Below are 25,255 nucleotides of genomic sequence, written 5' to 3' on the forward strand. Positions count from 1 at the left end.
GGAAAAGCTTAGGCCAGCGCGCCGCGGACCTTGTCGGCGATCGCCTTGAAGGCGGTCTCGTCGGCGGCCATGTCGGCCAGGACCTTGCGGTCCAATTCGATGCCGGCCAGGCCGAGGCCGTGGATGAACTGGCTGTAGGTGAAGCCTTCCAGACGGGCGGCGGCGTTGATGCGCTGGATCCACAGGGCGCGGAAATTGCGCTTCTTGGTGCGGCGGTCGCGGTAGGCGTACTGCCCGGCGCGGTCGACGGCGGCCTTGGCGGTGCGGATCGTGTTCTTGCGGCGGCCGTAGAAGCCCTTGGCCTGCTTCAGAACCTTCTTGTGCTTGGCGTGGGACGTTACGCCCCGTTTGACGCGAGCCATGTCGCTATCCTTTCAAATTCGGTGTGGAGATCAGTCGAAACAGCGCGCGCCGATCAGGCGTACGGCATGTAGGACTTGATCTTCTTGGCGTCGGCGTCGGCCATGACCGAGGTGCCGCGGTTCTGGCGGATGTATTTGCTGTTGTGGCTGATCAAGCGGTGCCGCTTGCCCGCCACGCCGGCCTTCACCTTGCCAGTCGCCGTGAATTTGAAGCGCTTCTTGGCGCCCGACTTCGTCTTCAGTTTCGGCATTTTCACTCTCTGTTTTGAGTGGGTTACCGCCCTTCAGGCCCAGTGAGCCCTTGGAAACAGAAACCCTGATGAGAACCGCCCAGGCATGCCTGTTAGCCCGGCGGTTCGGTACGCGAAGGCGCGGCTTCTAGTCGAAGCGCGGCCCGATGGCAAGGTTTCTCCTACCGCGGCGGGTTGTGCGCCTCGAGGAAGGCGACGGTCTCGCGCAGCAGCCGGGTGCGTTCCGCCTGGTTCTGCAGCACCGAGTGGTCCTGGCCCGGAAGGGCGATCAGCCGGGCCCGTTCGCTCTCGCCTCCCAGCGCCTCCAGCATCATCTGGCTTTGGCGGAACGGCACGGTCAGGTCGTCGCGGCCGTGGATCAGCAGGATCGGGCCCCTGGCCCGGGCCGCCAGTCGCGCCGGCGACCGTTCGTCCAGGCTGCTGTCGCTGGTGCTGCTCGCGCCCATGAACCGCTTCCAATAGCGGACGGCCGGATTGCGATCCTCGTTGTCGCCCTGCCGCTCTTCCTCGCGCAGCATTTCGCGCAGGTCCGAGACCCCCGCGATCGACACGCCGCAGCGGTAGGCGCCCGCCTCCAGCGTCATGCCGGCGAGGGCCGCGTAACCGCCGTAGCTCCAGCCGACGATGCAGGCCCGGTCGGCGTCGACGACGTCCTGCTCGACCAGGTAGCGCAGCCCGTCCGACACGTCCGACTGCATCTTGCGGCCCCACTCGCCGTAACCGGCCTCCAGCAGGTCGAGGCCGAAGCCGTCGGAGCCGCGGAACTGGGGCTGGAACACCGCATAGCCGCGCGAGGCGAAGGCCTGGGCCATCCAGTCGTAGCCGGCGTAGTCGCGCGCGGCCGGGCCGCCGTGCGGCATCACCACGACGGGCAGGTCGCGCGACTCGCGGCCGGGCGGCAGGGTCAGGTAGCCCATCAGCTGGCGCCCGTCAGCGGCGGCGTAGCGAACCGCCCGCACCTCGGCCATGGCCTCGCCCGGCACGCCCGGATACGAGCGCCCGACCACCGACACCCGCTGCCGGGCGGCGTCGTACACATAATAGCCGCCGGATTCGCCGGACCCTTCGACATAGAAGGCGACCACGGAATAGTCGTCGCTGAAGGAAACCAGCTGCAGCTGCCGCCCCGGCAGCACCTCGCTGAGGGTGTCGAAGGCGGTCTGCAGCGCCGGTTCGAAGAAGCGGTACTGGCGGTAGGTGTCCGTCCAGCCGACGGCGACCAGCTTGCCCGAGGAATCGTGGAAGAACCCGTCGGGCTGGGCGGCGAAATCGAAGGTCTCGCGGACCGAACCATCGGCCAGGGCGATCTCGGAATAGATGTAGCCGCGGTCGCCCTCCTTGCGGGCCAGCACCAGGGTGTCCGGCGTCCGGCCGAGGCCGCCCAGTCCCGGGCCGTCCAGCAGCGCCGTCTCGGTGTAGATTTCCCGCCACCCCGCGCCGGTCCGCGAGGACAGCCGCCAGAAACCGGAATCGGCCTGGTAGGCCGTGCGCGCCACCGCCTCGCCCGTCTGAGCCAGCACGTAGCCGCGCGTGTCGCTGTCGCCGCGGTGCATCCGGAACCCGCGGCCGGTGTCGAGGTCCACGCGATAGACGTCGAACGTCAGATCGCCCTCCTCGTACGTCGGCGCCGTGACGAAGAGGGCGGGCCTGTCGCGATAGGTCCCCGCCCGCCAGTCGAAGATGCTGGTGTAGGCGTTGTGGTCCGCCCGCTTCAGCACCCGCTCATAGGACTGCGTGCGGACGTTCAGCACGTCGAGGATCATGAAGCGGCCCTTGTAGCCGCCGAGGGGGAAATGCTCGCTGGTCAGCCAGCCGACCACCACATGGTCCGGCGAGGCCCAGGCCAGTTCCGAGACGCGCAGGGCCCCGGTCTCGACCGCCGCCAGCAATTCGCCGGTTCGCGTCTGGACCACCACCTTGGTCGAGGCTCCGTCGCGGCGCAGATAGGCCAGGGTGGAGCCGTCGGGCGACACCTCGACCATCGAGATGGCCGGCAGGGCCGCATAGGCTTCGATCGGCGGCGTCTGGGCGCGCGCGCTCGACGCCAGCAGGACGAACGAGGCCATCACGGCCAGAAGAATGCGCAACATGGTCCAACGCCCCGGCGATCCCCGCGTCCGGCCGCGAAGCAGCGCGCCACGCTCCTGGACCCCCGATCCCGCAGAGACCTTAGGCTGCCCGTCGCCTCACGGGCAAGCGGGGCGAGAAACCGGCGCAGCCGCGTCGCGGCGGCGGAAGGCCCGGCCGGCGTTGATGGCCATCACCGCGGCCGGAACCGTCAGGGCGGCGCCGATCAGGAAGGGCCAGTCGTGTCCGACGCCCGAGAAGATCGCCCCCGCCGCCATCGGGCCGAAGATCCGCGCGCTCGAACTGGCCGCCATGTTCAGGCCCAGCATCGCCCCCTGCCGGTCGGGGTCGACCGAACGGGAGATCAGGGCCGAGATGTTCGGCATGGTCACCGCCATGCCGAAGGCGCCGAAGGCCATGATCACCGGCACCAGCACGTCGGCGTCCGGCAGCAGCCGGCTGGCCGCGACCTGGCCGACCAGCCCCGATCCGAAGATCAGGCAGCCGACCGCCAGCACCCGCGCCTCGCCGAAGCGGCGGGCCAGCCGCCCCGCCAGGAACCCCTGGCAGACGACCGAGACCACCCCCACCGCCATGAAGCTGAGGCCGACCTCGCGGGCGCCCCAGCCGTAGCGGGCCTCGGTCCAGAAGCCGAAGGTCGACTCCATGCCGGAGAAGCCGGCCATGTAGATCAGGGTGACCAGCAGCACCCGCGACACCACCGGATTGCGCACCGCATCATGCACCCCGCCGAGGAACGGCGGCCGCGCCGCCGCGGGGTCGGCCGGGGCCCGGCTCTCCTTCAGCAGCAGCACCACGCCCAGCGCCGCCAGCAGGCACAGGCCCGCGGCCACGAAGATCGGCAGCTGATAGCCCAGCGTTCCGAGGTCCGGCCGGGTCAGCACCCCGCCCAGGCCGGGCCCGAAGATGAAGCCGAGGCCGAAGGCGGCGCCGATCATCCCCATCCGCCCGGCTCTCTGCTCCGGCGGCGTCACGTCGGCGACATAGCCCTGCACGGTCGAGATGTTGCCCGCGCCCAGGCCGGTGAACAGCCGCACGGCTATGGCCAGCCAGATGTTGGGCACGAAGGCCAGGGCCAGATAGCCGGCGGCGTTGGCGAGGATGGTGATCAGCAGGACCGGCTTGCGCCCGATCCGGTCCGACAGCCGGCCCCAGAACGGCTCGGCGACGAACTGGCCCAGCGAATAGGCCGAGAACATCAGCGCCACCTGCCACGGCGGCGCGTCCAGCGTCTGGCCGTAGAAGGGCAGCAGCGGAATGACGATGCCGAAGCCGACCAGGTTGATGAACACGACCCCGAACAGCACGGCGAGGGCGGATTTCGAGGTTGCGGGAGCGGCGGGCGTCGGGGTCACGGCGAGATCCGGGAGAAGCGGGAAGCGATGTGTCCGTCAGTCGACACAGCCGCGCAAGGGGCGATGACGGCCGCGCGGCGGCCAACGAAAAACGCCCCGGCCGCTGCGGCCGGGGCGTTGAACTCGGGATCGGTCGACCCGGCTATTTCGGAGCCAGGATCATGATCATCTGGCGGCCTTCCATCCGGGGCGCGTATTCGACCTTGGCGATCTCGTCGAAGTCGGCCTGGACCTTGTTGAGCAGCTTCATGCCCAGTTCGGGGTGGGCCATCTCGCGGCCGCGGAAGCGCAGCGTCACCTTGACCTTGTCGCCCTCGTCGAAGAAGCGGTGCATGGCCTTGGCCTTCACCTCATAGTCGTGGACGTCGATGTTCGGGCGCAGCTTGATTTCCTTGAGCTCGACGACCTTCTGGCGCTTGCGGGCCTCGGCCTTCTTCTTCTGCTCCTGGAAACGGAACTTGCCGTAGTCGAGGATCTTCGCCACCGGCGGTTCGGAGGTGGAGACGATCTGAACCAGGTCCATGCCGGCCTCTTCGGCGGCTTCCAGCGCGGCGGAGGTGGGCATGACGCCCTGCTTTTCGCCGTTCTGATCAATCAGCAGAACGCGCGGCGCGCGGATGTCTTGGTTCATGGGCGGCCCGTCCTTGACGGGCGGCTGGTTCATAGGACGGCGAATGGGCGTCGTTTCCTTATTGTGGACGAAGGTCTGACGAGGCGAAGCGCGCGACGGATCGCGGTCTTCCCCTCAAGCGGCCTATATGACCGCGAATGCCAGTCTCTTCAAGGTTCGACCGGCGTGGGAGCGCCGATGAAGGCGTCGTGCAGACCCAGCACGGCCTCGAAGACGTGGTCGACGGTGAGGGCCTCGATCGGGGCGAACTCGCCGCGGGTCTCGTTGGAGGCGACGGTGCGGGTCTTCGGGCCCCAGGGACCGTACAGCCACCACTCCGTCGGGCCGAACAGGCCCAGCGTGGGGCGGCCGGCCGCGGCGGACACGTGCATCAGACCGGAATCGTTGCCGACGAACAGCGCCGCCCGGTCGATCGCCGCGGCTGAGGCGAGGATGTCACCCTTGCCGACGAAGTCGAGACCGCGCGCACCCGCCGCCCGTAGCGCCGGCGTCGCCGGCGGCCGGTCGCCAGGGCCGCCCACCGCCATGAAGCGCCAGCCGTCGAAGCGCGGCTCCGCCTTCAGCCTCTCGACCAGGGCGCCCCAGCGGTCGGCGGGCCAGCTCTTGCCCGGCTGATGCGCGATCGGGGCCAGGGCGAGGATCGGACCCGGCCCGGCGCCGCCGGCCAGTTGCGGCTCGATCACCGCCGCCGCCTCGTCCCGCGCCCGCTGGTCGAAGAAGATTTCCGGGTCCAGCGGGTGATCGGCGACCATCAGCCGCGACACCATCTCGACCTTGCGCACTCCGGTCTCCCACGACCGGTTGTAGATGACGCGCCGTTTCGCCGGGATCAGGTAGCTCAGCGCCGAGCCGCGGATGTCCACGACCAGGTCCCAGCGCGTCCCGACCACCTGCTTCCACAGCTCGACCCAGTGTCCGGCCAGCTTCTTCTTGTCGAGAATGATGGTCCGCTCCACCCCCGGCGCCGCGCGGAAGAAGGGCGCCGGCGGACGGCCGCAGGCGACCGTGATCCTCGCGCCCGGCACCTGGCGGCCGATCTCGCGGATCACGCCGGAGGAGATGACGCAGTCGCCGATGCGGTTCGAGGTGACGAACAGGACCCTGGGTTCGGACACGCGGATTGGCCTTCGCTTCGTTTTCGGGGGTTCGCTATCAGTCCGCGAGGAATTGCGCGAGAGGACGATGATGGACGACCTGGAACAGCTGACCCGGCCCGACGGTGAAACCCTCGCCCTGAAGCGCGTGCGGGGCTCAGGGCCGACCGTGGTCTGGATCGGCGGCTTCCGCTCGGACATGGACGGGACCAAGGCGCTGGCGCTGGACGCGGCGGCCCGCGAGCGCGGCTGGAACTACGTCCGCTACGATCATTTCGCCCACGGCCGCTCGTCGGGAGACTGGCGCCAGGCGACCATCGGGCGCTGGCGCGAGGACGCCATCGCCGTCGTCGACAGCCTTGAGGGGCCGGTCGTGCCGGTCGGCTCATCGATGGGCGGCTGGGTCGCCCTGCTGCTGGCGCTGGCGAGGCCGGAACGACTGTCCGGCCTGGTGCTGGTCAATCCCGCGCCGGACTTCACCGAGGATCTGATGTGGCCGGGCCTCGCCGACCATGAGCGCCAGGCCATCCTGCGCGACGGCGAGACGGTCGTGGTCGAGGCGGGGCTGGGAGCCTACGTCCTGACCCGCGAAATGTTTGAGGAGGCGCGTGACTGGCTGGTCCTGCGCGGGCCGCTGCCGGTTACCGCCCCCGTCCACATCCTGCAGGGGCGCGATGACGACGTGGTGCCGTGGCGGCGCCAGTCGACCTTGCTCGAGCGGCTGCAGGGGGCCGATGTGCGGCTGGACCTGATCGATGGCGGCGACCACCGCCTGTCGGGGCCCGCCGATCTCGATCGGCTGATCGAGGCCGTTGAACGGAACCGCGGTTCAAGCTCTACATTGTCCTGAGATCAACCCGGAGATCGCCATGCGTATCGTCCTTCTGGCCGCTCCCGCGGCCCTTGCCCTGACCCTTTCGGCCTGCGCTTCCGGCGCCGGCGCGGACCAGTACGGCAGCGAGCTTCAGCGGCTCGCGGCGGACTGCGAGGCCCGCGGCGGCATCCTCTCGCCGACCGGCCAGCAGAGCGGCCGTCCGCAGCTCGACAACGTCTGCAAGATCACCGCCCAGCCGAGCCACTGACGGCTCAGAACAGGGCCGTGATCGCGGCGCCCCCGCCGCGCCTGCGCTCCGGCCCTGTCTAGAGGAGCGCGGCTATGGCCGCGCGGGCCTGTTCGCCCAGGTCCGGCCGCTTCAGCGCCAGCGCCACATTGGCTCGCAGCAGGCCGATCTTGTCGCCGCAGTCATGGGTGACCCCCTCGTACTCGACCGCCGTGAAGGTCTGGTCCTTCATCAGCCGCGCCATGCCGTCGGTCAGCTGGATTTCACCGCCGGCTCCGCGGGGCTGGTTCTCGAGAATGCCGAATATTTCCGGCTGCAGGATGTAACGACCCGAGATGGACAGGTTCGAGGGCGCCTCGCCCCGCGGCGGCTTTTCGACCATCCCCTTCATGCGGATATGCCGCCCGTCCCGGTTTTCCGGATCGACGATGCCGTATTTGTGGGTCTCGCTCTCGGGTACCGCCTCGACGCCGATGACGTTGCCGCCCACCTCGGCGTAAACATCCGCCAGCTGCTTCAGCGCCCCGGGCGCGGCGTCGACGATCACATCCGGCAGCAGCACGGCGAAGGGCTCGTCGCCGATGATGTCGCGCGCGCACCAGACCGCGTGGCCGAGCCCCAGCGGCTGCATCTGGCGGGTGAAGCTCATCTCGCCGGCGCTGGCCAGTTCGGCGTTCATCATGTCGAGGATGTCGGTCTTGCCCTTGGCCAGCAGCTGGGCCTCGAGCTCGATCTGGTGGTCGAAATAGTCCTCGATCGCGCCCTTCGAACGGCCGGTGACGAAGACGATATGCTCGATGCCGGCCTCGCGCGCCTCCTCGACGATATAGCTCAGGATCGGCCGGTCGACGACGTTAAGGAGCTCCTTCGGCGTGGTCTTGGTGCCGGGCAGCACACGGGTGCCGAGGCCGGCGACGGGAAGGACGGCCTTGCGGAGGCGGCGGGCGGTAAGGGTCATGGCGCTCTCAAACGACGACGGTCGCCGATGGTTCATAGCGGGCGTCGCACGGCGGGCCAAACCCCCTCGGCCAGGCCCGGCCACGCGAACGCCGGTCGGCGGAACCGAAGTCGCGAAGACGCGCTCTCACGGAAGGTTGAACAAGGGATACCCAGGCATGAAACGCTCCATCCTGATCACCGCCGTGGCCGGTTCGGCCCTGCTGGCGCTCGCCGCCTGCAACCGCACCGAGGACGCCGCCGACTCCGCCGCCGACATGGGGGCCGAGACCAGCGCCACGACCGACGCCGCCGGCGGCGCCATGTCGGCCGACGGTGCGATGACCGGCGCCGAAGGCGGAGGCGGCTCGGCGGCCGCTGCGGGCGGAAGTTCGGGCGGCTCGCGCGCCACGGCGGGCGGCTCCGGCTCTGGCGGCGGCTCGATGAGCGGCGGGGCTTCGGCTGGCGGCGCGTCGGGCGGCGGCTCGACCGGCGGCGCCCAGCCGACGTCGTCGGCGACCACGGGCCCGGTCAATGACAGCGCCCAGCCGCGCCCCGGACCGGTGCCTCCCGGCACGGCCGTGCCGGTCTCGGGCGGCTACGCCACCCAGGGCCCGCGCGACCCGCGCGACCCGCATTGACCCGGCCTCCAGGCCAGGTTCGTCACTCGACGGTGACGGACTTGGCCAGGTTGCGCGGCTGGTCGACGTCCGTGCCCTTCTGCACCGCCACATAGTAGGCCAGCAGCTGCACCGGCACGGCGTAGACCAGCGGCGCGATCAGCGAGTGGCACTCCGGCGCATCGACGCGGCGGATGCCGGCGCCGTGCGGGTCGGGGGCGGTCTTCGGCGCGATCATGATCACCGGCCCGCCGCGAGCCGCGACCTCCTGCAGGTTGGAGGCGGTCTTTTCGAAGACCTCGTCCAGCGGGGCGAGGGCCACGATCGGCGTCAGTTCGTCGACGAGGGCGATCGGCCCGTGCTTCAGCTCGCCGGCGGCGTAGCCCTCGGCGTGGATGTAGCTGATCTCCTTCAGCTTCAACGCGCCTTCCATGGCCAGAGGGAACATCGCCCCGCGGCCGAGGAACAGCACATCCGTGGCCTTGGCGACGTCGTGCGCCACCGCCTTCAGCGCGTCCTCCATCAGCATGGCCTCGGCGATCAGGCGCGGGGCCTCGAACAGGGCCTTGACCAGCTCGGCCTCGCGCACCGCATCGATCCGGCCGCGCTGCACCCCCGCCGACACCGCCAGCGCCAGCAGGGCGGCGACCTGGGCGGTGAAGGCCTTGGTCGAAGCGACGCCGATCTCCGGTCCGGCGTGGGTCGGCCACAGCACCCCGGCCTCGCGCGCCATCGACGACGAATGGACATTGACCAGCGCCGCCGTCTTGAGTCCGTTGGCCTTGCACCATGACAGGCTGGCCAGGGTGTCGGCCGTCTCGCCCGACTGGCTGACCGCCACCGCCAGCGTCCCCGGCGTCAGCGCCGGCTGGCGATAGCGGAACTCGGAGGCGATCTCGACGTCGCACGGCAGACCGGCCAGCTTCTCGAACGCATAGCGGCCGATCTGGCCGGCGTAGAAGGCGGTGCCGCAGGCGACGATCTGAATGCGGTCTATGGCGGTGAAATCGGTCCCGCCCGGCTTGGCCCGCCCGTTCACGAAGTCGAGGTATTCCGACAGGGTGTGCTGCACGCTGTCCGGCTGCTCGTGGATTTCCTTCTCCATGAAGTGCCGGTACTCGCCCTTCTCGACCAAGGCCGAGGAGGCCGAGACCTGCACCACCGGCCGGTCGACGGCCTGTCCGTCGACGTCGAACATCCGCGCACCGGCGCGGTTGATCCCGACGTAGTCGCCCTCCTCCAGATACGAGATCTGCTGGGTGAAAGGGCCGACCGCCAGAGCGTCGGAGCCGAGGTACATCTCGCCTTCGCCCCAACCGACCACCAGCGGGCTGCCGCGCCGGGCTCCCATGATCAGCCCCTCCTCGCCCTCGACCAGCACCGCCAGGGCATAGGCCCCGGTCAGCCGGTCCAGCACGCTCTTGAAGGCCACGAGCGGGTCGTTGGCCTTGCCCAGTTCGCGGTCCAGCAGGTGGGCCACCACCTCGGTGTCCGTCTGGCTCTCGAAGACATGGCCCTCGGCGCTAAGCTCGGCCTTCAGCTCGGCGAAATTCTCGATGATGCCGTTGTGGACCAGCGTCACCCGTCCCGCCTTGTGCGGATGGGCGTTGGTCGTGGTCGGGGCGCCGTGGGTGGCCCAGCGGGTGTGGCCGATGCCGACCGTGGCGTTCAGCGGTTCGGCCGCCAGCACCGCCTCCAGTTCGCGAATCTTGCCCTTGGCGCGGCGCCGCTCGATCCGCCCGTCGACCAGAGCCGCCACCCCGGCGGAGTCATAGCCGCGGTATTCCAGACGCTTCAGGCTGTCGATCAGACGGGGAACCGCCGGGCCCGTACCGGTCACGCCGATGATGCCGCACATGAACAATGCCCCCCGGAGAAGTTGTCGGCCCCGCTTTGCGCGCGACCCCGGGACGGTCTAAGCCGACCCCTGCTGTGGCCGCCGGTTTAGGCGACATGGCGCGGGAATTGCACCTGAAAACCGGTTTCGCAACATTTCTGCGCAACCTCTCAGCGTGGACACAAGGAAGACTGGACTTGGGCGAGAGACGCTATTTCGGCACCGACGGCATCCGCGGCCGCGCCAACACCCACCCGATGACGCCCGAGGTCGCCCTGCGCGTCGGCCTGGCGGCGGGACGGATGTTCATGTCGTCGGACGACCGCCGCCACCTCGTCGTCATCGGCAAGGACACCCGCCTGTCTGGCTACATGATCGAACCGGCCCTGGTGGCCGGCTTCTCGGCCGCGGGCATGGACGTGCGCACCTTCGGCCCCCTGCCCACGCCGGGCGTGGCCATGATGACCCGCTCGATGCGCGCCGACATCGGGGTGATGATCTCGGCCTCTCACAACGCCTATCTCGACAACGGCATCAAGCTGTTCGGTCCGGACGGCTACAAGCTTTCCGACGAGGTCGAGCTGAAGATCGAGTCGATGATGGACGAGGCGCTCGGCTCGGGTCTCGCCGCCGCCGACCAGCTCGGCCGGGTCAAGCGCATCGACGACTCCCAGGCCCGCTACGTCGAGATCGCCAAGGCCAGCTTCCCCAAGGGCCTCTCCCTGCAGGGCCTGCGCATCGCCGTCGATTGCGCCAACGGGGCCGGCTACAAGGTGGCCCCGACCACCCTCTACGAACTGGGGGCCGAGGTCTGCGCCGTCGGCGTCGAGCCGAACGGGCTGAACATCAACGCCGACTGCGGCTCGACCCATCCGCAGACCATCGCCGAGGCCGTGCGCACCTACCGCGCCGACATCGGCATCGCCCTCGACGGCGACGCGGATCGGGTCATCATCTGCGACGAGAACGGCCGCGTCGTCGACGGCGACCAGATCATGGCCATGGTGGCGCTGGACTGGGCCCGCCGCGGACTGCTCAAGGGCGGCGGCCTGGTCGCCACTGTCATGTCCAACCTCGGCCTCGAGCGCCGGCTGCAGGCCGAGGGCCTGACCCTGGAGCGCACCAGGGTCGGGGACCGCTACGTCATGGAGCGGATGCGCGAGGGCGGCTTCAACCTGGGCGGCGAACAGTCCGGGCACATCATTCTGCACGACCACGCCACCACCGGCGATGGCCTGATGTCCGCCCTGCAGGTGCTCGCCATCCTCGCCGAGAGCGGCCGGCCGATGAGCGAGCTGGCGCGCCAGTTCGAACCGGTGCCGCAGAAGCTGGAGAACGTCCGCTTCTCCGCCGGCAAGCCGCTGGAGGCGGCCTCGGTCAAGGCCGCCATCGCCGAGGCCGAGGCCCGCCTCGCCGGCCAGGGCCGCCTTCTGGTCCGCCCCTCGGGCACCGAGAAGCTGATCCGCGTCATGGCCGAAGGCGACGACGCGAAACTGGTCAAGGCCGTGGTCGCCGACGTCGCCGCCGCCGTCAGATCGGCGGGCTAGCCGCGGCCGCTGCGCCAGCCGGGGCCATGGCCACGGCCGGCCCCCTGTCCACCAGCCGGCATGACAGCACCGCGCTGACGCCCTCGGGGTCGTAGCGAACCCGGGCGCCGCCGTGCTGGTGGTTCAGGGCGCTGGCCAGCAGGCGCGAGCCGAAACCGAACCGCGTCGGCGGGGTGACGGGAGGACCGCCCTGCTCGCGCCACAGCAGGGTCAGGAACCGCATCCCCTCGGCGTCCAGCGACAGGTTCCAGCGCACCTCGACCCGGCCCTCCGCGACCGACAGCGCGCCGTATTTGGCCGCGTTGGTCACCAGTTCGTGCAGCACCAGCGACAGCGTCACCGCCTGCGACGGATGAAGTTGCACCGGCGCCCCGTCGAGGTCGAAGCGCGAGTGGGGTCCCTCGAACGCCCGCGTGACGTCGCGGATGATCGCCTCCAGATCGGCGCCGGCCCAGTTCTGGTCGACCAGCACATTGTGGGCGCTCGACAGGGCCATGATCCGCGCCGTCAGATCCGTCCGCACCCGCGCGTCGACGCCCGCCGAGCGCAGAGTCTGGTCGACTACCGACTGCACCGTGGCCAGCGAGTTCTTCACGCGGTGATTCAGTTCGTTCAGCAGCAGGACGCGCTGGTCGTCGGCCCGCTTCAGCGGGGTCTCGTCCCGGAACACCTTCATGACCACGGCGTCGCCGTACGGCAGGGGCAGCGTCAGCCCATTGGCCCAGAAGCGGTTGCCGTTCTTGCACAGGTGCCAGCGGGAATCTTCGCAGCGTCCCTCGTCCAGCGCCTTGCGGATCTCCTCCAGATGCGCCCCCGCGGCCAGGTCCGCCTCGGTGAACAACCGGCCGATGTTCGTGCCGACCGCCTCCTCGCGGCTGAGTCCGGTGATGCGTTCCGCATCGGCCAGCCATTCCGTCACCGTCCCATCTTCCCTCAGGGCGACGATGGCGTAACCCTTCATGTTTTCGATGATTTTGGCTGCAAAAGCGGCGGGAACGGCGGGCATGAAAGGGGAACGCGGAACAGCGGTTTCCGTGCCGTTCAGCCAGGCTGCATCAGTCGATCGGCTCGACCGTCAGCCGCACCTCGTCCGGGGCCCCGAGACCGCCCGCGGGACAGGGGGCCGGCCTGAACGCCAGATCATGGCAGATGCGCACCTCGCGCAGCCGGTCGTCGGGCCCCGTGGCGACGTGGATCGCCTCGCGCGGCAGCCCCGGATTGGCGGCCGCGAAGGCGCCGCGCAATTCGCCTGCGGTCAGACCTTGCCCGCCCGACATCAGGCCCGGCGCGGTCGGATCGGGCTTGTTGAGCGCGTCGTAGAGGGCCGCCGAACGGGCGAAATAGGCCTCCGGCGCATCCCAGCCGCAGGTGCCGTGTGCGGCCCACTCGTGCTGGACCAGATCGACCGAGGGCGTGCGGCACAGATTGGCCCGGATCGTCGCCTCGCCGACCCGCGTGGCCGGACGGCAGTAGCGCGGATAGGGCTTGCCGTCGGCGTTCGGCCACAGGCCGTGCAGGGTCCAGCCGAAGCGGTTCGCGCTGTCGCAGGCCAGGTCCCCCTGCCCGTCCCCGCCCGACCGGCAGGTCTCGGGCATCCAGGTCACCGCCAGCATGTGGAACAGGATAGTGCGGTCCGCCACCACCTCTTCCGGCGCGACCCGCTCCATCTCCGCCGGCGGCAGACGCTCCGGCAGGACGCAGGTCTCCGTCGCGGCCGCGACGACCGGGGCGCGGTCGGCGTGGCCGTCGCAGGCGGCCAGAAGCAGGAGCGGGAGGAGCAGGAGGGATCGGCTCATTGTTCGGTTCCTCCCACGCGCCCCGACGGCTTGTCGAGCCCGGGACGGGGCGGGATGGAAAGCCGTCCGCGCCTGGCGCAGTCTGCCGCGATGATTCCCGCCCGCGGCGCGACCGCCCTGATTCTCCGCCTGATCCCAGGCCTCGCCGCCTGCGGGGCGGTGACCGCGGCGGCGCTCGCCGTGCAGGTGCTGGAGCTGCGGCTGTTCGGCCGGGCCTGGATCGACGCCATCGTGCTCGCCATCCTGATCGGCGCCGTGGTCCGATCGCTGTGGACGCCGCCGGCCGCCCTGCGTCCGGGCGTCGACTTCAGCGCCCGCACCCTGCTGGAGATCGCCGTGGTCCTGCTCGGCGCCTCGGTCAGCGCCGCGACGGTCATCGCCATCGGGCCCGGTCTGCTGGCGGGCACGGCGGTGATCGTAGTCGCCGCCATCGGCGTCAGCTACGGCCTCGGACGCATGCTGCGCCTGCCGCGCCGGATGGCGGTGCTGATCGCCTGCGGCAACGCCATCTGCGGCAACTCGGCCATCGCCGCCGTGGCCCCGGTGATCGAGGCCGACCCCGAGGACGTGTCGGCCGCCATCGCCTTCACCGCCGTGCTCGGCATCGTTGTCGTCCTGACCCTGCCCCTGCTCGGCGCCGCGCTCGAGATGAGCGGCGTCCAGTACGGCGTGCTGGCGGGCCTGACCGTTTACGCCGTGCCGCAGGTGCTCGCCGCCACCCTGCCGGTCGGTCCAGTCGCCGCCCAGGCCGGCGCCCTGATCAAGCTGGTCCGCGTGTTGATGCTCGGCCCGGTCTGTCTTGGCCTGGCCGTCGCCGTGGCCCTCCGCCGCCGCTCGGACTCCGACCCGACGAAAACGGACGCGCCGTCCCGCCGCGTGCCGCTGGGCCACCTGCTGCCGTGGTTCATCGTCGGCTTTCTGTTGATGATGGGCGCGCGCTCGCTGGAGCTGATCCCCGCCGCGGCCCTGCCGGTGCTGCACGGACTGACCGCCGCCCTGACCGTGATCGCCATGGCCGCCCTGGGCCTCAGCACCGACGCCAGGGCGGTGGCCCGCTCCGGCATGCGCATCGCCGCCGTGGTCGTCCTGTCGCTGCTGGCCATTGTCGGCCTCGCGCTCGGCCTGATCTACCTGCTGGCCATGGTCTGAACGCCGGGCGGCTGGATCGCCAGCCTCTCCACCAGCGCCTCGATACGCTTGCGGATGTCCGGTACGGCCACCGTCTCCCAGAACGCGGCGCGCGCCGGCGGCCCCAGAACCGACAGGCGCTCGTCGGTCCCGCCCCCGGCGCCGATGACGCGCCCCTCGGCATCCAGATCCAGCCCCAACCCCGCGGCGTCCAGCCTCGCCCGGCCGGACCTGATGAGGGGCCCGAACAGAGGATCCGCCGCCGGATCATGCCCGGGGCCGCTGCAGTCGATCAGCCAGGCGCTCGCAAGCGGGGGCGCCCGGCGACCGCCCCGCGGCGTCCAGTTCAGGGCCAGCCCGACGGCTGACGTATCGACCGGTCCGACGCGCCCCGCGACGATCTCCAGCCGCCCGTCTCCCTCCAGCGCATCGAGCCTTGAAGCGACGCGGGGAGAGATGCGATGGCGATGGACGTCCCACCAGGGTCTCAGGTGACGCAGGAAGCGGGCCCTTACGGCGTCGTCAGCCTCGCACCACAGATCGGCGGTGATCGGCCGCAACCCCTCCATGACGCTGCGCCAGCCGCGCGTCGTCGCCAGCCGGCGAGCCTCGGCCAGCCGCGCGGACAGCCTCCCTCCCGTCAGCTCCGGCGTCGGTTTGACCGGCGCGTCGTGGGCGTCGCCGTGTGCGCGTGGCCTCAGACCCCGCCGGCTCACCGCCACGGCCCTGCCGCGCCAGCCGCGCGCCTCAAGGCCCAGCACCATGTCGACCATGGTCAGGCCGCTGCCGACGATGATCACGTCGTCGTCGTCTCCGATCCGGTCCAGCGCGCCGGCCGCCCACGGATCGCTGAGGACGCGGCCGGCGTGGTCGGCGCCCGTCGTGCGCGGCGCGGGATTGCCGGTTGCGAGCACCACCGCGTCCGCCTCGGCGATGCGGCCGTCCGACAGCCGGACCATGGTGTCCTCGATGACCGCGGCCTCGCCCGTCACCCGCTCGATCCGGCCCGGATAGGCGGCTTCCACCTGCGCCAGCCGTTCCATCAGGTAGCGGCCGTACAACCGCCGCGGCGCAAAGCCTTCGGGGTCAGCGCGGTCCGGGTGATGCGCCTCAAGCCAGCGCACGAAATCGTCCGGTCGCCCCTCGACGGCGCTCATCCTGTTGGCGCGCACGTTCAGTATGTGTTCGTCGGTCGGTGTCGAATAGGCCAGTCCCGGCCCGAACGCGCCGCTGCGATCGATCAGGACGGACGCCACATCCCGCTCGGCCAGCCTTGCGGCCAGCATGGCGCCGGAGAAACCGCCGCCGACGATCGCCACCTTCCAGATTCGTTCGCCCAAGTCCGCTCCGTCATCTTCACCCGACGGGCGGGGCCGCCAATCCTAACCGTTCCCTTCGGGCGCCGGAACCCCGACCCTCCGATACCCTGCCATCCCGGCCAATTCGCGCCAAACCCTGTCATCCCGGACGTGGCGCCCCGCAGCCGCCATTCGCCTGCGTCCGCCTTTGACGTGGCGGCATGCTTGAATCTCCGCATCCCGAAAGGGACGGTCTTTGACAACCTTATCGCTCCCGCCTCCGCCGAGGAAACGGCTCCATTTCAGCCTCGGCCCGAGCCGGCGTCCCGGCAAGTTCCCCGCACCGAAGTGTCGGGATGACCGGGTTTCGCGATTTTTCGCCGACCCTGTCAGATTTCCTGATTGTAGGCGCCAATCTCGCCGTACTTCGCCAGCCGCGGCTTCACCTCGTCGCGGAACAGGGCGCGCATGTCGTCTTCCGAGCGCATGCTCTCGACCACCACCACCAGCTCCGGCTTGTTGGATGAGGCCCGCACCAGCACCCAGCTGCCGTCCTCCAGATGCACCCGCACCCCGTTGACGGTGATCGCCTCGACGATCTTCCGCCCCAGGATCGAGCCGCCCGCCGCCGCCAGGGCCTCGTATTCGGCGACGATGCGCGACAGCACCTCGTACTTCAGCTCGTCGTCGCAATGCGGCGACATGGTCAGGCTGGTCCAGGCGTCCGGCAGGGCCGCCTTCAGCTGGCTCAGTTTCTTGCCGGGATTGCGGTCCAGCATGGCCAGCACCGCCCCCGCCGCGACGATGCCGTCGTCATAGCCGTGGCCCAGCGGGGCGTTGAAGAAGAAGTGGCCCGACTTCTCGAACCCGGCCAAGGCGCCCAGCTCCGCCGTCTTGCGCTTGATGTAGCTGTGTCCGGTCTTCCAGTAGACCGTCTCCGCCCCGTTGGCCTTCAGCACCTCATCGGTCTTGTACAGGCCCGTCGACTTCACATCGACGACGAAGGTCGCGTTCGGATGCAGGGCCGACAGGTCGCGGCCCAGCATCAGGCCGATCTTGTCGGCGAAGATCTCCTCGCCCGCGTCGTCGACCACCCCGCAGCGGTCGCCGTCGCCGTCGAAGCCAAGCGCCAGATCGGCCCCGGTCTCGCGGATCTTCGCCGCCATCTGCATCAGCATGGCGTGGTCCTCGGGGTTCGGATTGTATTTCGGGAAGGCGTAGTCGAGCTCGGTGTCCATCTCGATCACCTCGGCCCCCATCCGGCGCAGGGCTTCCGGCGCGAACGCGCCCGCCGTGCCGTTGCCGCAGGCCGCCACCACCTTGATCGGCCGCGTCAGCTTCGTCTTGGCCACAATGTCGGCGATGTAGCGTTCGCGGAAGTCCTCGACCCGGGTCAGCAGGCCGCCGCCGCGCGCCACGCCCTCGCCCTTCAGCACGATGTCCTTCAGCCGGCCGATCTCGTCGGGGCCGAAGGTCAGCGGCGGCTGGGCCCCCATCTTGACCCCTGTCCAGCCGTTCTCGTTGTGGCTGGCGGTGACCATGGCCACGCACGGGCAGTCCAGCTCGAACTGGGCGAAATAGGCCATCGGCGACAGGGCCAGGCCGACGTCGACCACCTCCATCCCGCCCTCCAGCAGGCCCAGCGTCAGAGCCTGTTTCACGCTCAGCGAATAAGAGCGGTAGTCGTGCCCCACCACGATCCGCGGGCGCTGCCCGATCTCGTGCACATAGGTCGCCAGGCCGAGGCCCAGCGCCTGAATTCCAAGGAGGTTGATCTCCTTCTCGAGGATCCAGCGGGCGTCGTATTCGCGGAAGCCCGTCGGCTTCACCAGCGGCACGGTCTCGTAGTCGGCCGTGTTCGGGCGAAGGTCCTGGCGAGGCTTGATCATGATCGGGTCCCTGGCTGAGCGGCGCCCGGTATAGACAGGCGGCCGGAGGGTCACAACAACGCGGGAACAGCGGTATGGGTGCGGCGTTGCCGTCAGAGCCGCCAAGCTTGACCGGTCGGAAGCCCCGGCCTACCCCCCGCACGACGCCTTTGGAGACCTGAATGCCCCGCCTGATCCTGCTGCGCCATGGCCAGAGCCAGTGGAACCTCGAGAACCGCTTCACCGGCTGGGTCGACGTCGATCTGACCGCCGAGGGCGAGGCCCAGGCGCGGCGCGGCGGCGAGCTGATCGCGGACGCGGGCTTCACTCCGGACGTGATGTTCACCTCGGTGCTCAAGCGGGCGAAGCGCACCGGCGCCCTGGCGCTGGACTCCGCCAGCCTGAAGGACGTCCCGGTCGTCGAGGACTGGCGGCTGAACGAGCGCCACTACGGCGGCCTCACCGGTCTGGACAAGGCCGAGACCGCGGCGAAACACGGCGAGGACCAGGTGAAGATCTGGCGGCGCAGCTACGACGTGCCGCCCCCGCCGCTGGCGCCCGGCGGCGAATATGACTTCGCTTCCGACCCCCGCTACGCCGGCCAGACCATCCCCGACACCGAGAGCCTCAAGACCACCCTGGACCGCGTCCTGCCCTACTGGAACGAGGCCATCGCGCCGCGGCTGCGGGCCGGCGAGGACGTGCTGATCGCCGCCCACGGCAACTCGCTGCGCGCCATCGTCAAACACCTGTTCGCCGTGCCCGACGACCGCATCGTGGGGGTCGAGATTCCCACCGGCAATCCGCTGGACATCACCCTCGACGCGGACCTCAAGCCGACCGCCGCCCGTTATCTCGACGAGGCCCGGGCGACCGAACTGCCGCCCCTGCCGGGAGCCTGAACCATGACCGATGCGCAGCAGGCCTCCGACGATATCCGCTTCATGGGCCGGGCCATCGCCCTGGCCAAGGCGCGGATGGGCCAGACCTGGCCCAATCCCGCGGTCGGCTGTGTCATCGTCAAGGACGGCGAGGTCTTGTCTGAGGCAGCCACCGCCCCCGGTGGACGGCCGCACGCCGAGGAACAGGCCGTCCCCGCCGCCGGCGACAGGGCGAAGGGCTCCACCGCCTATGTGACCATGGAGCCCTGCGGCGCGCGCTCCTCGGGCCGCACCTCCTGCTCGAACTTCCTGATGGACGCGGGCGTCAGCCGGGTCGTGGTCGCCGCCGTCGACCCCTCGCCGTTCGCCTCCGGCCGCGGCGTGGAACGGCTCAGGAAGGCGGGCCTGCAGGTGGAGACCGGCCTGCTCGCCCAGGACGCGGCCGTGCTCTACGAGGGTTACCTCCACCGCGTCGAGACCGGCCGGCCGATGGTCCGCATCAGCGCCGCCGGCGACGGCTTCGACGCCCGTTTCGCCGCCTCGCCCAAGGCCGACCTGGCCACCGAACTGAAGCGCCTCGGCGAGGCCGGCTACACCCGCGTCTGGGTCAGCCCCGGCGAACTCGCCGACGCGCTCGCGGCCCAAGGGCTGCTGACCGCCTGACCCCGCTGACACCGCCCTGATTCCTCACGCTTTCTTAAGCGAGGACGTGCCATTCTGGGGCAATGTCGGGAACCACCTCCCCCTCCGCCGCCAGACGGCGCATCGACCAGCAGGAGCTGGACGCCATCTGCGCCCGCCACGACCGCCTGTGGCAGGCCAAGCCCGGCGGCGCCCGCGCGGTGTTCGCGTGGCTGGACCTGTCGGGGCTGTCGCTGGCCGGCCGCAACCTGGCCGATGCGGATTTCGCCGCCGCCTGCCTGATCGGGACCGATCTGACCGGGACCAAGCTCGACAACGCCACCTTCTTCGGCGCGGACATGCAGGACGTGATCCTCGTCGACGCGAGCATGCGCCGGGCCGACCTGCGCGGCGCCTGCCTGCGCGGCGCGGACCTGACCGGGGCCGACCTGTTCGAGGCCGATCTGCGCGAGGGCACCATCGCGGCGGCGGACTCCAAGCTGGGCTTCCGCGTCGTCGAGGCCAAGCAGCGCAACGACACCCAGGCCTCGGGCGCCTGCCTCGTCGGCGCCAACCTTGAACGCTCCAAGCTGACCGGCGTGGTCGCCGTCGCCGCCGACTTCTCGGACGCCATCATGAAGGACTGCAAGCTGGTCCGGGCCAACCTGAAGCAGGCCAGCTTCCGCGGCGCGGACATGGCCGGCGCCGACCTGTCCGGCGCCGACCTGTCGGGCGCGGACCTGCGCGACGCCGTGCTGGTCGGGGCCAAGATGGCCATGTGGCGCACCGACGGCGCCGACATGACCGGCGCCCTGACCGACCATCGCTCGGTCGGCAGCCCGGTCGACAAGATGCCTGCCGCCGAAATGCTGGCCGAGCACGCCCGCTGGTGCGAGACCGGCGGCGGCGAGGGCCAGCCCTCGGTGTTCGACGGGGTCGACCTGAGGGCGCTGCGATCCATTACCGGCTACAATCTGACGGCCCTCTCGGCCAAGGGCGCGGTCTTCTACGGCCTCGACATGGAGGGCGTGCAGCTTCAGGGGGCCCATCTTGAGGACGCCGACCTGCGCTCCGTCAATCTGAAGGGCGCCGATCTGCGCGGGGCGCGGCTGGCGCGGGCGCGGCTCAACGGCGCCGACCTGCGTCAGGCCCAGCTGGGTCCGCTGATGATCGCCGAGGACCGGCTGCTGCCCGCCGATCTGACCCGGGCCTGCCTGAAGGGCGCCGACCTTTCCGGAGCGGACCTGAAGCGCGCCAACCTGACCGGGGCCGATCTGACCCGCGCGACCCTGCGCGGCGCCTGCCTGCGCCAGGCCGAGCTGGCCGGGGCGATCACGACAGGCGCCCGCGGCATGGACGTCGACGCCGCCGCCTGACACGAAAAAGGGACGGCGCGAGCGCCGCCCCTTCAGGGACAGGCCAGGGCCGTCGTTACGCGGCGGCCTTGCCCTTCTTGCCTTCGATCAGCGCCTGACCCGAGCCGATCTCGATTCGGCGGGGCTTCAGGGCTTCCGGCAGTTCACGCACCAGATCAATCGAGAGCAGGCCGTTGACGAGGTCGGCGGTCTTCACGACGACGTAGTCGGCCAGCTGGAAGCGGCGCTCGAAATCGCGCTCGGCGAGGCCGCGGTGCAGGAAAGTCCGCTCACTGCCGTCGTCGTTCGCCGTCTTGCGGCCGGTGACGGTGAGCAGGTTCTCCTTCACCTCGATGTTCAGCTCGTCGGGCTTGAAGCCGGCGACGGCGATCTCGATGCGGTAGGCGTTCTCGCCAGTGGTCTCGATGTTGTAGGGCGGCCAGCCGTTCTCCTGGCTGGTGCGCGCGGCGCTTTCCAGCAGGCCGGCCAGACGGTCGAAGCCGACGGCCGAACGGTAGAGCGGGGTGAAATCATAAGTACGCATGTCATCCTCCTGAGGATCAGCAAGGTTGAGCCGCCCCTGCGTTTTGAGCCCGGGACGGCGATGGGAGATCAGCCCCGGCGGTCCGGCTTGCGGCCCCGTCAGGTCTGGAGGACCCGATGTCGGCGTCCTCGCCCGCAGATGTGGGATGCCTGCGAAGACCGTCAAGGGGCGGATCGGGCGCTTCAGCGGCGCTTCAATGTGTCGCCGCTCGCCTTCATGGCTTGCCCGGCGCGTCCGAACCCAGCAGGGTTGGAGTTCCCCTTTTGGAGACGACCGATGCGCCTGCTCGCCCTCGCCGTGACCACGGCGCTCGCCCTTCCGGCGATGGCCGCCGCCCAGACCCTTCCCGACCTTCCCGTTCTGGCCGAAACACCCGCCCAGCGCACCGCCCGCCGCGCCGCCATGGCGCCGCCGGTTCCGCAGGAGGACACGGCCCTTCAGGCAGTTATCGGATCCTCCGCCCGCCCGGCCGCCGACGTGGCCCGCGACGTTTATCGCCACCCGTTCGAAACCCTGACCTTCTGGGGCCTGACGCCCGGGGCGACGATCGTCGAGATCGAGCCCGGCCGCGCCGGATGGTGGAGGAACATCCTCGAGCCCTACGCCAACGCCACCGGAGGGAGCTATCACGCCGTAAACCGGCCGCTGGAAGGAATGGGCGTCGCCGACGGAACCGCCGACCTCGTAGTGGTCGCCCGGGCGTTTCATAACTGGCATCGAGCCGGTCGGACGGAGCCCTACCTCGCCGCCTTCTTCAAGGCCCTGAAGCCGGGCGGCGTGCTGGCGATCGAGCAGCACCGCAGCGTCGACGGCCTCAACCCCGACCAGACCGCGCCGAGCGGCTATGTGCCTGAGAGCTATGTCATCCAGGCAGCCCTGGCCGCCGGGTTCGAGCTCGACGCCCGCAGCGAACTGAACGCCAATCCGAAGGACGACCACGACCATCCCTACGGCGTCTGGACCCTGCCCCCGACCCGGGTCAGCGCCCCGCGCGACGGTGTGGCCGCCGACCGTCCGACGCCGCTCACAGAGGCCGAACGTGCGGCGTTCGACGCCGTCGGCGAGAGCGACCGGATGACCCTCCGTTTCCGCAAGCCGGCCTGATGCCGAGGCCCGCCGCAACGCCTTTGACCGACCACGGGAACAGGGTTAAGCCCTTGGCGAACGGGGACGAACCGTACGGCGCGAAGGCGTCGCGGGGGACGTGAATGGCTGAATCAACCGAGGTCTGGCGACCGCTTGCGTCGCGTCGGAGCGTCCTTTCCGGCGCCCTTGGCCTGCTGGCCTTGGCCGGCTGCACCCGGGAGAAGACCGCCGAGCCGCCGCCTCAGCCGGACGGCCCGCCCAAGGGATCTCTGGAATGGGCCGTCAGCGGCCCCTGGCGAGCCCAGGACCGCGCCCGCGACGCCTGGCGCCATCCGATGGAGACGCTCCGCTTCTTCGGGTTGCAGCCCCGCATGACGGTGGTCGAGTTCTGGCCCGGCAGCGGCTGGTGGACGGAGATACTGGCGCCGTATCTGGCGGAGGGCGGCGGCCACTACGTCGCCGCCGGCTTCCAGACCGGCCCCGGCGCCGACCCGGCCCAGACCGCCCTGGCGGCGGCCTTCCAGAAACGGTTCACCAACGACCGGCGGCTGTACGGCGAGATCGAACTGTCAGAGTTCGGACCGACCTCCGGCCCGGTGGCTCCCGCCGCCACCGTCGATCTGGTGCTGTTCATGCGCAACATCCACGCCTGGATGGCGGCCGGGGTGGCCGAGAAGGCCTTCGCCGACGCCTATGCCGCGCTTCGGCCGGGCGGCGTGCTCGGCATCGAGCAGCACCGGCTTGGCCCCGACAAGGATCAGGATCCCACCGCGGCGAACGGATACGTCCAGGAAGCGTTCGTCAAACAGCTGGCCGCCGAGGCCGGCTTCGCCTTTGTCGCCTCCTCCGAAATCAACGCGAATGAAAGGGATACCAAGGATCATCCGTTCGGCGTCGAGACCCTGCCTCCCATGGGGCTGACGGCGCCGCGCGGATCGCCGCCGGACCCGACCTTCGAGCGGTCGAAATACGACGAGATCGGCGAGAGCGACCGCATGACCTTGAGATTCAGGAAACCCGAGTGAGCCGAGCCGCCGCCTACGCCGCCAATGCCCCGTTGATGGGGGTTCCGGGCGCTTCAGCGCCTCCGGGCGGAACCGGTGAATGGTTCCGCGGCGCCGGCGGTCTGCGCCTGCGCGCCGCCTTCTGGACGCCATCAACCCTGGCGGCGCGGAAGCCGCGCGGAACCGTCATCGTCAGCCCCGGCCGCACCGAGCCGATCGAGAAATATTTCGAGGTGATCGGCAATTTCCTGGCCCGCGGCTGGTGCGTGCTCGCCCACGACTGGCGCGGCCAAGGGCTGTCGGCCCGGTTGCTGCCGGATCGCCTCAAGGGCCATGCGCGGGCGGTCGAGGAATTCCTCGACGACTACGCCCGCCTCCTCGACGCCTATGAGGCCCGCGCGCCCAAGCCGTGGATCATGGTCGGCCATTCGATGGGGGCGGTGCTGAACCTGATGACGCTGGAGGGGGGCGAGGAGCGGTTTTCGGGCGCCTTGCTGACCAGCCCGATGCTGCGCATCAAGACCGGCAAGCGGTCGATGTGGTCGGTCAAGCTGGCGGTGCGCTGGAACCTGCGCCACGGCAAGGCGGGCGACTATGTGCTGGATAATCCGGACGACCCGTTCGACCACACCTTCGACAAGGACGCCCTGACCACCGACGAGAGCCGCTACGAGCAGTGGCGTCAGCAGCTCTACGCCTGCCCGCACCTGGCGGTCGGCGGCCCGACCTGGGGCTGGCTGGCCTTTGCGCTCGACGCGGGCGAACGCGCGCTCAAGCCCAAGGCGCTGAAGTCCGTTCGCATTCCCGTCGCCATCGTGCAGGCCGCCGAGGACGACCGGGTCTGGAAACAGACCAACAAATGGGCCGCGCGCCGCCTCGGCCGCGGGCGCTATGTCGAAATTCCCGGCGCGAAGCACGAGGTCGTCATGGAGACCGACGAACTGCGCGCCGTCTTCCTCGACGAGTTCGACGCCATGGGCGCCTATGTCTCGCCGATCGAGGACCTGTCGCCGATCCCCGGACCCGTCGTGGACCGCGAACCGACGGAGGCGGCCTAGGCGGCCGCTCGCCGCAACGCCACCAGCGCCTGATCGCGCAGCCGGGCGTCGCCCACGGCGAGAATCTGGCCCGACCCGTCCGGAACTTCGCCCCGCCAGTTGGTGACCTCGCCTCCGGCCGCCTCGATGACCGGCACGAGGGCCGACCAGTCCCAGACCTTCAGCGCGCTCTCGGCCACGAGATCGATCCGTCCCGCCGCGAGCATGGCGTAGGCGTAGGCGTCGCAGCCCAGCCGGGCCAGCCGGGCGGCGGCGCGCACCTGCGTCCAGGCGCCCAGCTCGGCGCCGGTGAACAGATCGGGGTCGGTGGTGGCGATCAGGGCTTCGTTGAGATGGGCGCAGGCGCGCACGCGCAGCGGCGTGTGGCGAGCACCCTTCAGCAGCCGCGCGCCCGAGGGCCCGCCGATGAAAATCTCGTCCAGATAAGGCTGGCCGATGACGCCGACGGCCGGACGACCGGCGGTTCTCAGGGCGATCAGGTTGGTCCACAGCGGCAGGCCGGCGATGAAGGCGCGCGTCCCGTCGATGGGGTCGAGAATCCAGACGTGTTCGGCGTCCGGCCGATCTTCGCCATACTCCTCGCCGATGACGCCGTGCCTGGGATAGCGACCGGCGATCAGCCGCCGGATCGCCGCCTCGGCCTCGCGGTCCGCCTGGGTGACCGGATCGAAACCGGCGGCCCCGCCCTTGTCCTCTTCCTCGCAGGCCCCGCGGAAATACGGGAGCGACACGCGGGCGGCCTCGCGGGCCAGTTCGACGGCGAACAGTTCATACTCGGTCATGACAGGGGCGAGTGACGAGGGGCGGGCGGCGAGTCAAGCGGCGCGGGCCCCT

The 25,255-nt window shown here is 70.2% G+C and carries 25 protein-coding genes; 11 read left to right on the forward strand and 14 right to left on the reverse strand.

Annotated features, from left to right (window positions below):
* Positions 1-8: 8 nt before the first annotated feature.
* The 6 genes from rplT to VEA98_RS08595 all read right to left on the reverse strand — a co-directional run bounded on the left by rplT (position 9) and on the right by VEA98_RS08595 (position 5,802).
* On the reverse strand, positions 9-362 hold the full coding sequence (gene rplT, locus VEA98_RS08570; RefSeq protein WP_324813009.1) for a 50S ribosomal protein L20: 354 nt from the start codon (positions 360-362) through the stop codon (positions 9-11).
* A 53-nt stretch (positions 363-415) separates the two neighbouring features.
* The gene (gene rpmI / locus VEA98_RS08575; RefSeq protein WP_003166435.1) at positions 416-613 is read right to left on the reverse strand and encodes a 50S ribosomal protein L35; all 198 of its coding nucleotides are present in this window, start codon (positions 611-613) and stop codon (positions 416-418) included.
* Between the two features lie 161 nt (positions 614-774).
* Complete coding sequence (locus VEA98_RS08580; RefSeq protein WP_324813012.1) at positions 775-2,703, reverse strand: alpha/beta hydrolase family protein; 1,929 nt, start codon at positions 2,701-2,703, stop codon at positions 775-777.
* A 96-nt stretch (positions 2,704-2,799) separates the two neighbouring features.
* Positions 2,800-4,056 (reverse strand): MFS transporter, encoded by a 1,257-nt coding sequence (locus tag VEA98_RS08585; RefSeq protein WP_324813015.1) that lies wholly within the window; start codon positions 4,054-4,056, stop codon positions 2,800-2,802.
* Positions 4,057-4,198: 142 nt separating this feature from the next.
* Positions 4,199-4,720, reverse strand: coding sequence for a translation initiation factor IF-3 (gene infC, locus VEA98_RS08590; RefSeq protein ID WP_324813018.1), 522 nt, complete (start codon positions 4,718-4,720; stop codon positions 4,199-4,201).
* A gap of 116 nt (positions 4,721-4,836) precedes the next feature.
* Positions 4,837-5,802 carry a glycosyltransferase family 9 protein gene (locus VEA98_RS08595; protein WP_324813020.1) on the reverse strand — a complete coding sequence of 322 codons (966 nt, stop codon included), beginning with the start codon at positions 5,800-5,802 and terminating at the stop codon, positions 4,837-4,839.
* A gap of 67 nt (positions 5,803-5,869) precedes the next feature.
* Here VEA98_RS08595 and VEA98_RS08600 point away from each other — a divergent pair, with 67 nt between their 5' ends.
* Both VEA98_RS08600 and VEA98_RS08605 read left to right on the forward strand, forming a co-directional pair.
* Positions 5,870-6,631 carry an alpha/beta hydrolase gene (locus tag VEA98_RS08600; protein ID WP_324813023.1) on the forward strand — a complete coding sequence of 254 codons (762 nt, stop codon included), beginning with the start codon at positions 5,870-5,872 and terminating at the stop codon, positions 6,629-6,631.
* Positions 6,632-6,650: 19 nt separating this feature from the next.
* Complete coding sequence (locus VEA98_RS08605) at positions 6,651-6,863, forward strand: hypothetical protein (protein ID WP_324813025.1); 213 nt, start codon at positions 6,651-6,653, stop codon at positions 6,861-6,863.
* 58 nt (positions 6,864-6,921) lie between these two features.
* On the opposite strand, the gene galU is transcribed toward VEA98_RS08605, so the two are convergent.
* Positions 6,922-7,800 (reverse strand): UTP--glucose-1-phosphate uridylyltransferase GalU, encoded by an 879-nt coding sequence (galU, locus tag VEA98_RS08610; protein ID WP_324813027.1) that lies wholly within the window; start codon positions 7,798-7,800, stop codon positions 6,922-6,924.
* A 157-nt stretch (positions 7,801-7,957) separates the two neighbouring features.
* Here galU and VEA98_RS08615 point away from each other — a divergent pair, with 157 nt between their 5' ends.
* Complete coding sequence (locus VEA98_RS08615; RefSeq protein ID WP_324813029.1) at positions 7,958-8,419, forward strand: hypothetical protein; 462 nt, start codon at positions 7,958-7,960, stop codon at positions 8,417-8,419.
* Between the two features lie 22 nt (positions 8,420-8,441).
* Here VEA98_RS08615 and glmS read toward each other — a convergent pair whose 3' ends face one another.
* Positions 8,442-10,256: a glutamine--fructose-6-phosphate transaminase (isomerizing) gene (glmS, locus tag VEA98_RS08620; RefSeq protein WP_324813032.1), complete on the reverse strand. Its 1,815-nt coding sequence runs from the start codon at positions 10,254-10,256 to the stop codon at positions 8,442-8,444.
* 176 nt (positions 10,257-10,432) lie between these two features.
* Here glmS and glmM point away from each other — a divergent pair, with 176 nt between their 5' ends.
* A complete protein-coding gene (gene glmM, locus VEA98_RS08625; RefSeq protein WP_324813035.1) occupies positions 10,433-11,782 on the forward strand; it encodes a phosphoglucosamine mutase in 1,350 nt (449 codons plus the stop codon).
* Here glmM and VEA98_RS08630 read toward each other — a convergent pair.
* Positions 11,766-12,743, reverse strand: coding sequence for a sensor histidine kinase (locus VEA98_RS08630; RefSeq protein ID WP_324813039.1), 978 nt, complete (start codon positions 12,741-12,743; stop codon positions 11,766-11,768). The two genes, glmM and VEA98_RS08630, sit on opposite strands and share 17 nt — an antisense overlap.
* Positions 12,744-12,837: 94 nt before the next feature.
* Positions 12,838-13,578 (reverse strand): ribonuclease T2 family protein, encoded by a 741-nt coding sequence (locus tag VEA98_RS08635; RefSeq protein WP_324813042.1) that lies wholly within the window; start codon positions 13,576-13,578, stop codon positions 12,838-12,840.
* Positions 13,579-13,668: 90 nt separating this feature from the next.
* On the opposite strand from VEA98_RS08635, the gene VEA98_RS08640 reads away from it, so the two are divergent.
* Positions 13,669-14,727: a YeiH family protein gene (locus VEA98_RS08640; RefSeq protein ID WP_324813045.1), complete on the forward strand. Its 1,059-nt coding sequence runs from the start codon at positions 13,669-13,671 to the stop codon at positions 14,725-14,727.
* Here the strand turns inward: VEA98_RS08640 and VEA98_RS08645 are convergent.
* The gene (locus VEA98_RS08645) at positions 14,706-16,046 is read right to left on the reverse strand and encodes an FAD/NAD(P)-binding protein (RefSeq protein ID WP_324813047.1); all 1,341 of its coding nucleotides are present in this window, start codon (positions 16,044-16,046) and stop codon (positions 14,706-14,708) included. The two genes, VEA98_RS08640 and VEA98_RS08645, sit on opposite strands and share 22 nt — an antisense overlap.
* A gap of 347 nt (positions 16,047-16,393) precedes the next feature.
* A complete protein-coding gene (locus VEA98_RS08650) occupies positions 16,394-17,893 on the reverse strand; it encodes a phosphomannomutase/phosphoglucomutase (RefSeq protein WP_324813050.1) in 1,500 nt (499 codons plus the stop codon).
* 161 nt (positions 17,894-18,054) lie between these two features.
* Here VEA98_RS08650 and gpmA point away from each other — a divergent pair, with 161 nt between their 5' ends.
* The 3 genes from gpmA to VEA98_RS08665 all read left to right on the forward strand — a co-directional run bounded on the left by gpmA (position 18,055) and on the right by VEA98_RS08665 (position 20,750).
* Entirely contained in the window at positions 18,055-18,774 is a 720-nt protein-coding gene (gene gpmA / locus VEA98_RS08655) for a 2,3-diphosphoglycerate-dependent phosphoglycerate mutase (RefSeq protein ID WP_324813052.1), read from the forward strand.
* Positions 18,775-18,777: 3 nt separating this feature from the next.
* On the forward strand, positions 18,778-19,416 hold the full coding sequence (gene ribD, locus VEA98_RS08660) for a bifunctional diaminohydroxyphosphoribosylaminopyrimidine deaminase/5-amino-6-(5-phosphoribosylamino)uracil reductase RibD (protein ID WP_324813054.1): 639 nt from the start codon (positions 18,778-18,780) through the stop codon (positions 19,414-19,416).
* A gap of 62 nt (positions 19,417-19,478) precedes the next feature.
* Entirely contained in the window at positions 19,479-20,750 is a 1,272-nt protein-coding gene (locus tag VEA98_RS08665) for a pentapeptide repeat-containing protein (RefSeq protein WP_324813057.1), read from the forward strand.
* A 55-nt stretch (positions 20,751-20,805) separates the two neighbouring features.
* Here VEA98_RS08665 and VEA98_RS08670 read toward each other — a convergent pair whose 3' ends face one another.
* Positions 20,806-21,273 carry an Hsp20 family protein gene (locus tag VEA98_RS08670; protein ID WP_324813060.1) on the reverse strand — a complete coding sequence of 156 codons (468 nt, stop codon included), beginning with the start codon at positions 21,271-21,273 and terminating at the stop codon, positions 20,806-20,808.
* Positions 21,274-21,549: 276 nt separating this feature from the next.
* Between VEA98_RS08670 and VEA98_RS08675 the strand changes: the two genes are divergently transcribed.
* The 3 genes from VEA98_RS08675 (at position 21,550) to VEA98_RS08685 (ending at position 24,421) form a co-directional block, all read left to right on the forward strand.
* Positions 21,550-22,377 carry a methyltransferase gene (locus VEA98_RS08675; protein ID WP_324813062.1) on the forward strand — a complete coding sequence of 276 codons (828 nt, stop codon included), beginning with the start codon at positions 21,550-21,552 and terminating at the stop codon, positions 22,375-22,377.
* Between the two features lie 104 nt (positions 22,378-22,481).
* Positions 22,482-23,384 (forward strand): methyltransferase, encoded by a 903-nt coding sequence (locus VEA98_RS08680; RefSeq protein ID WP_324813064.1) that lies wholly within the window; start codon positions 22,482-22,484, stop codon positions 23,382-23,384.
* Positions 23,381-24,421, forward strand: coding sequence for an alpha/beta hydrolase (locus tag VEA98_RS08685; protein WP_324813066.1), 1,041 nt, complete (start codon positions 23,381-23,383; stop codon positions 24,419-24,421). The genes VEA98_RS08680 and VEA98_RS08685 overlap by 4 nt, the downstream gene beginning before the upstream one ends.
* Here the strand turns inward: VEA98_RS08685 and hisN are convergent.
* Positions 24,418-25,203, reverse strand: coding sequence for a histidinol-phosphatase (gene hisN, locus VEA98_RS08690; RefSeq protein WP_324813069.1), 786 nt, complete (start codon positions 25,201-25,203; stop codon positions 24,418-24,420). The two genes, VEA98_RS08685 and hisN, sit on opposite strands and share 4 nt — an antisense overlap.
* Between the last annotated feature and the right edge of the window lie 52 nt (positions 25,204-25,255).

Origin of the sequence: Brevundimonas sp. (genome assembly GCF_035627055.1) — a bacterium.
Lineage (GTDB): Bacteria > Pseudomonadota > Alphaproteobacteria > Caulobacterales > Caulobacteraceae > Brevundimonas.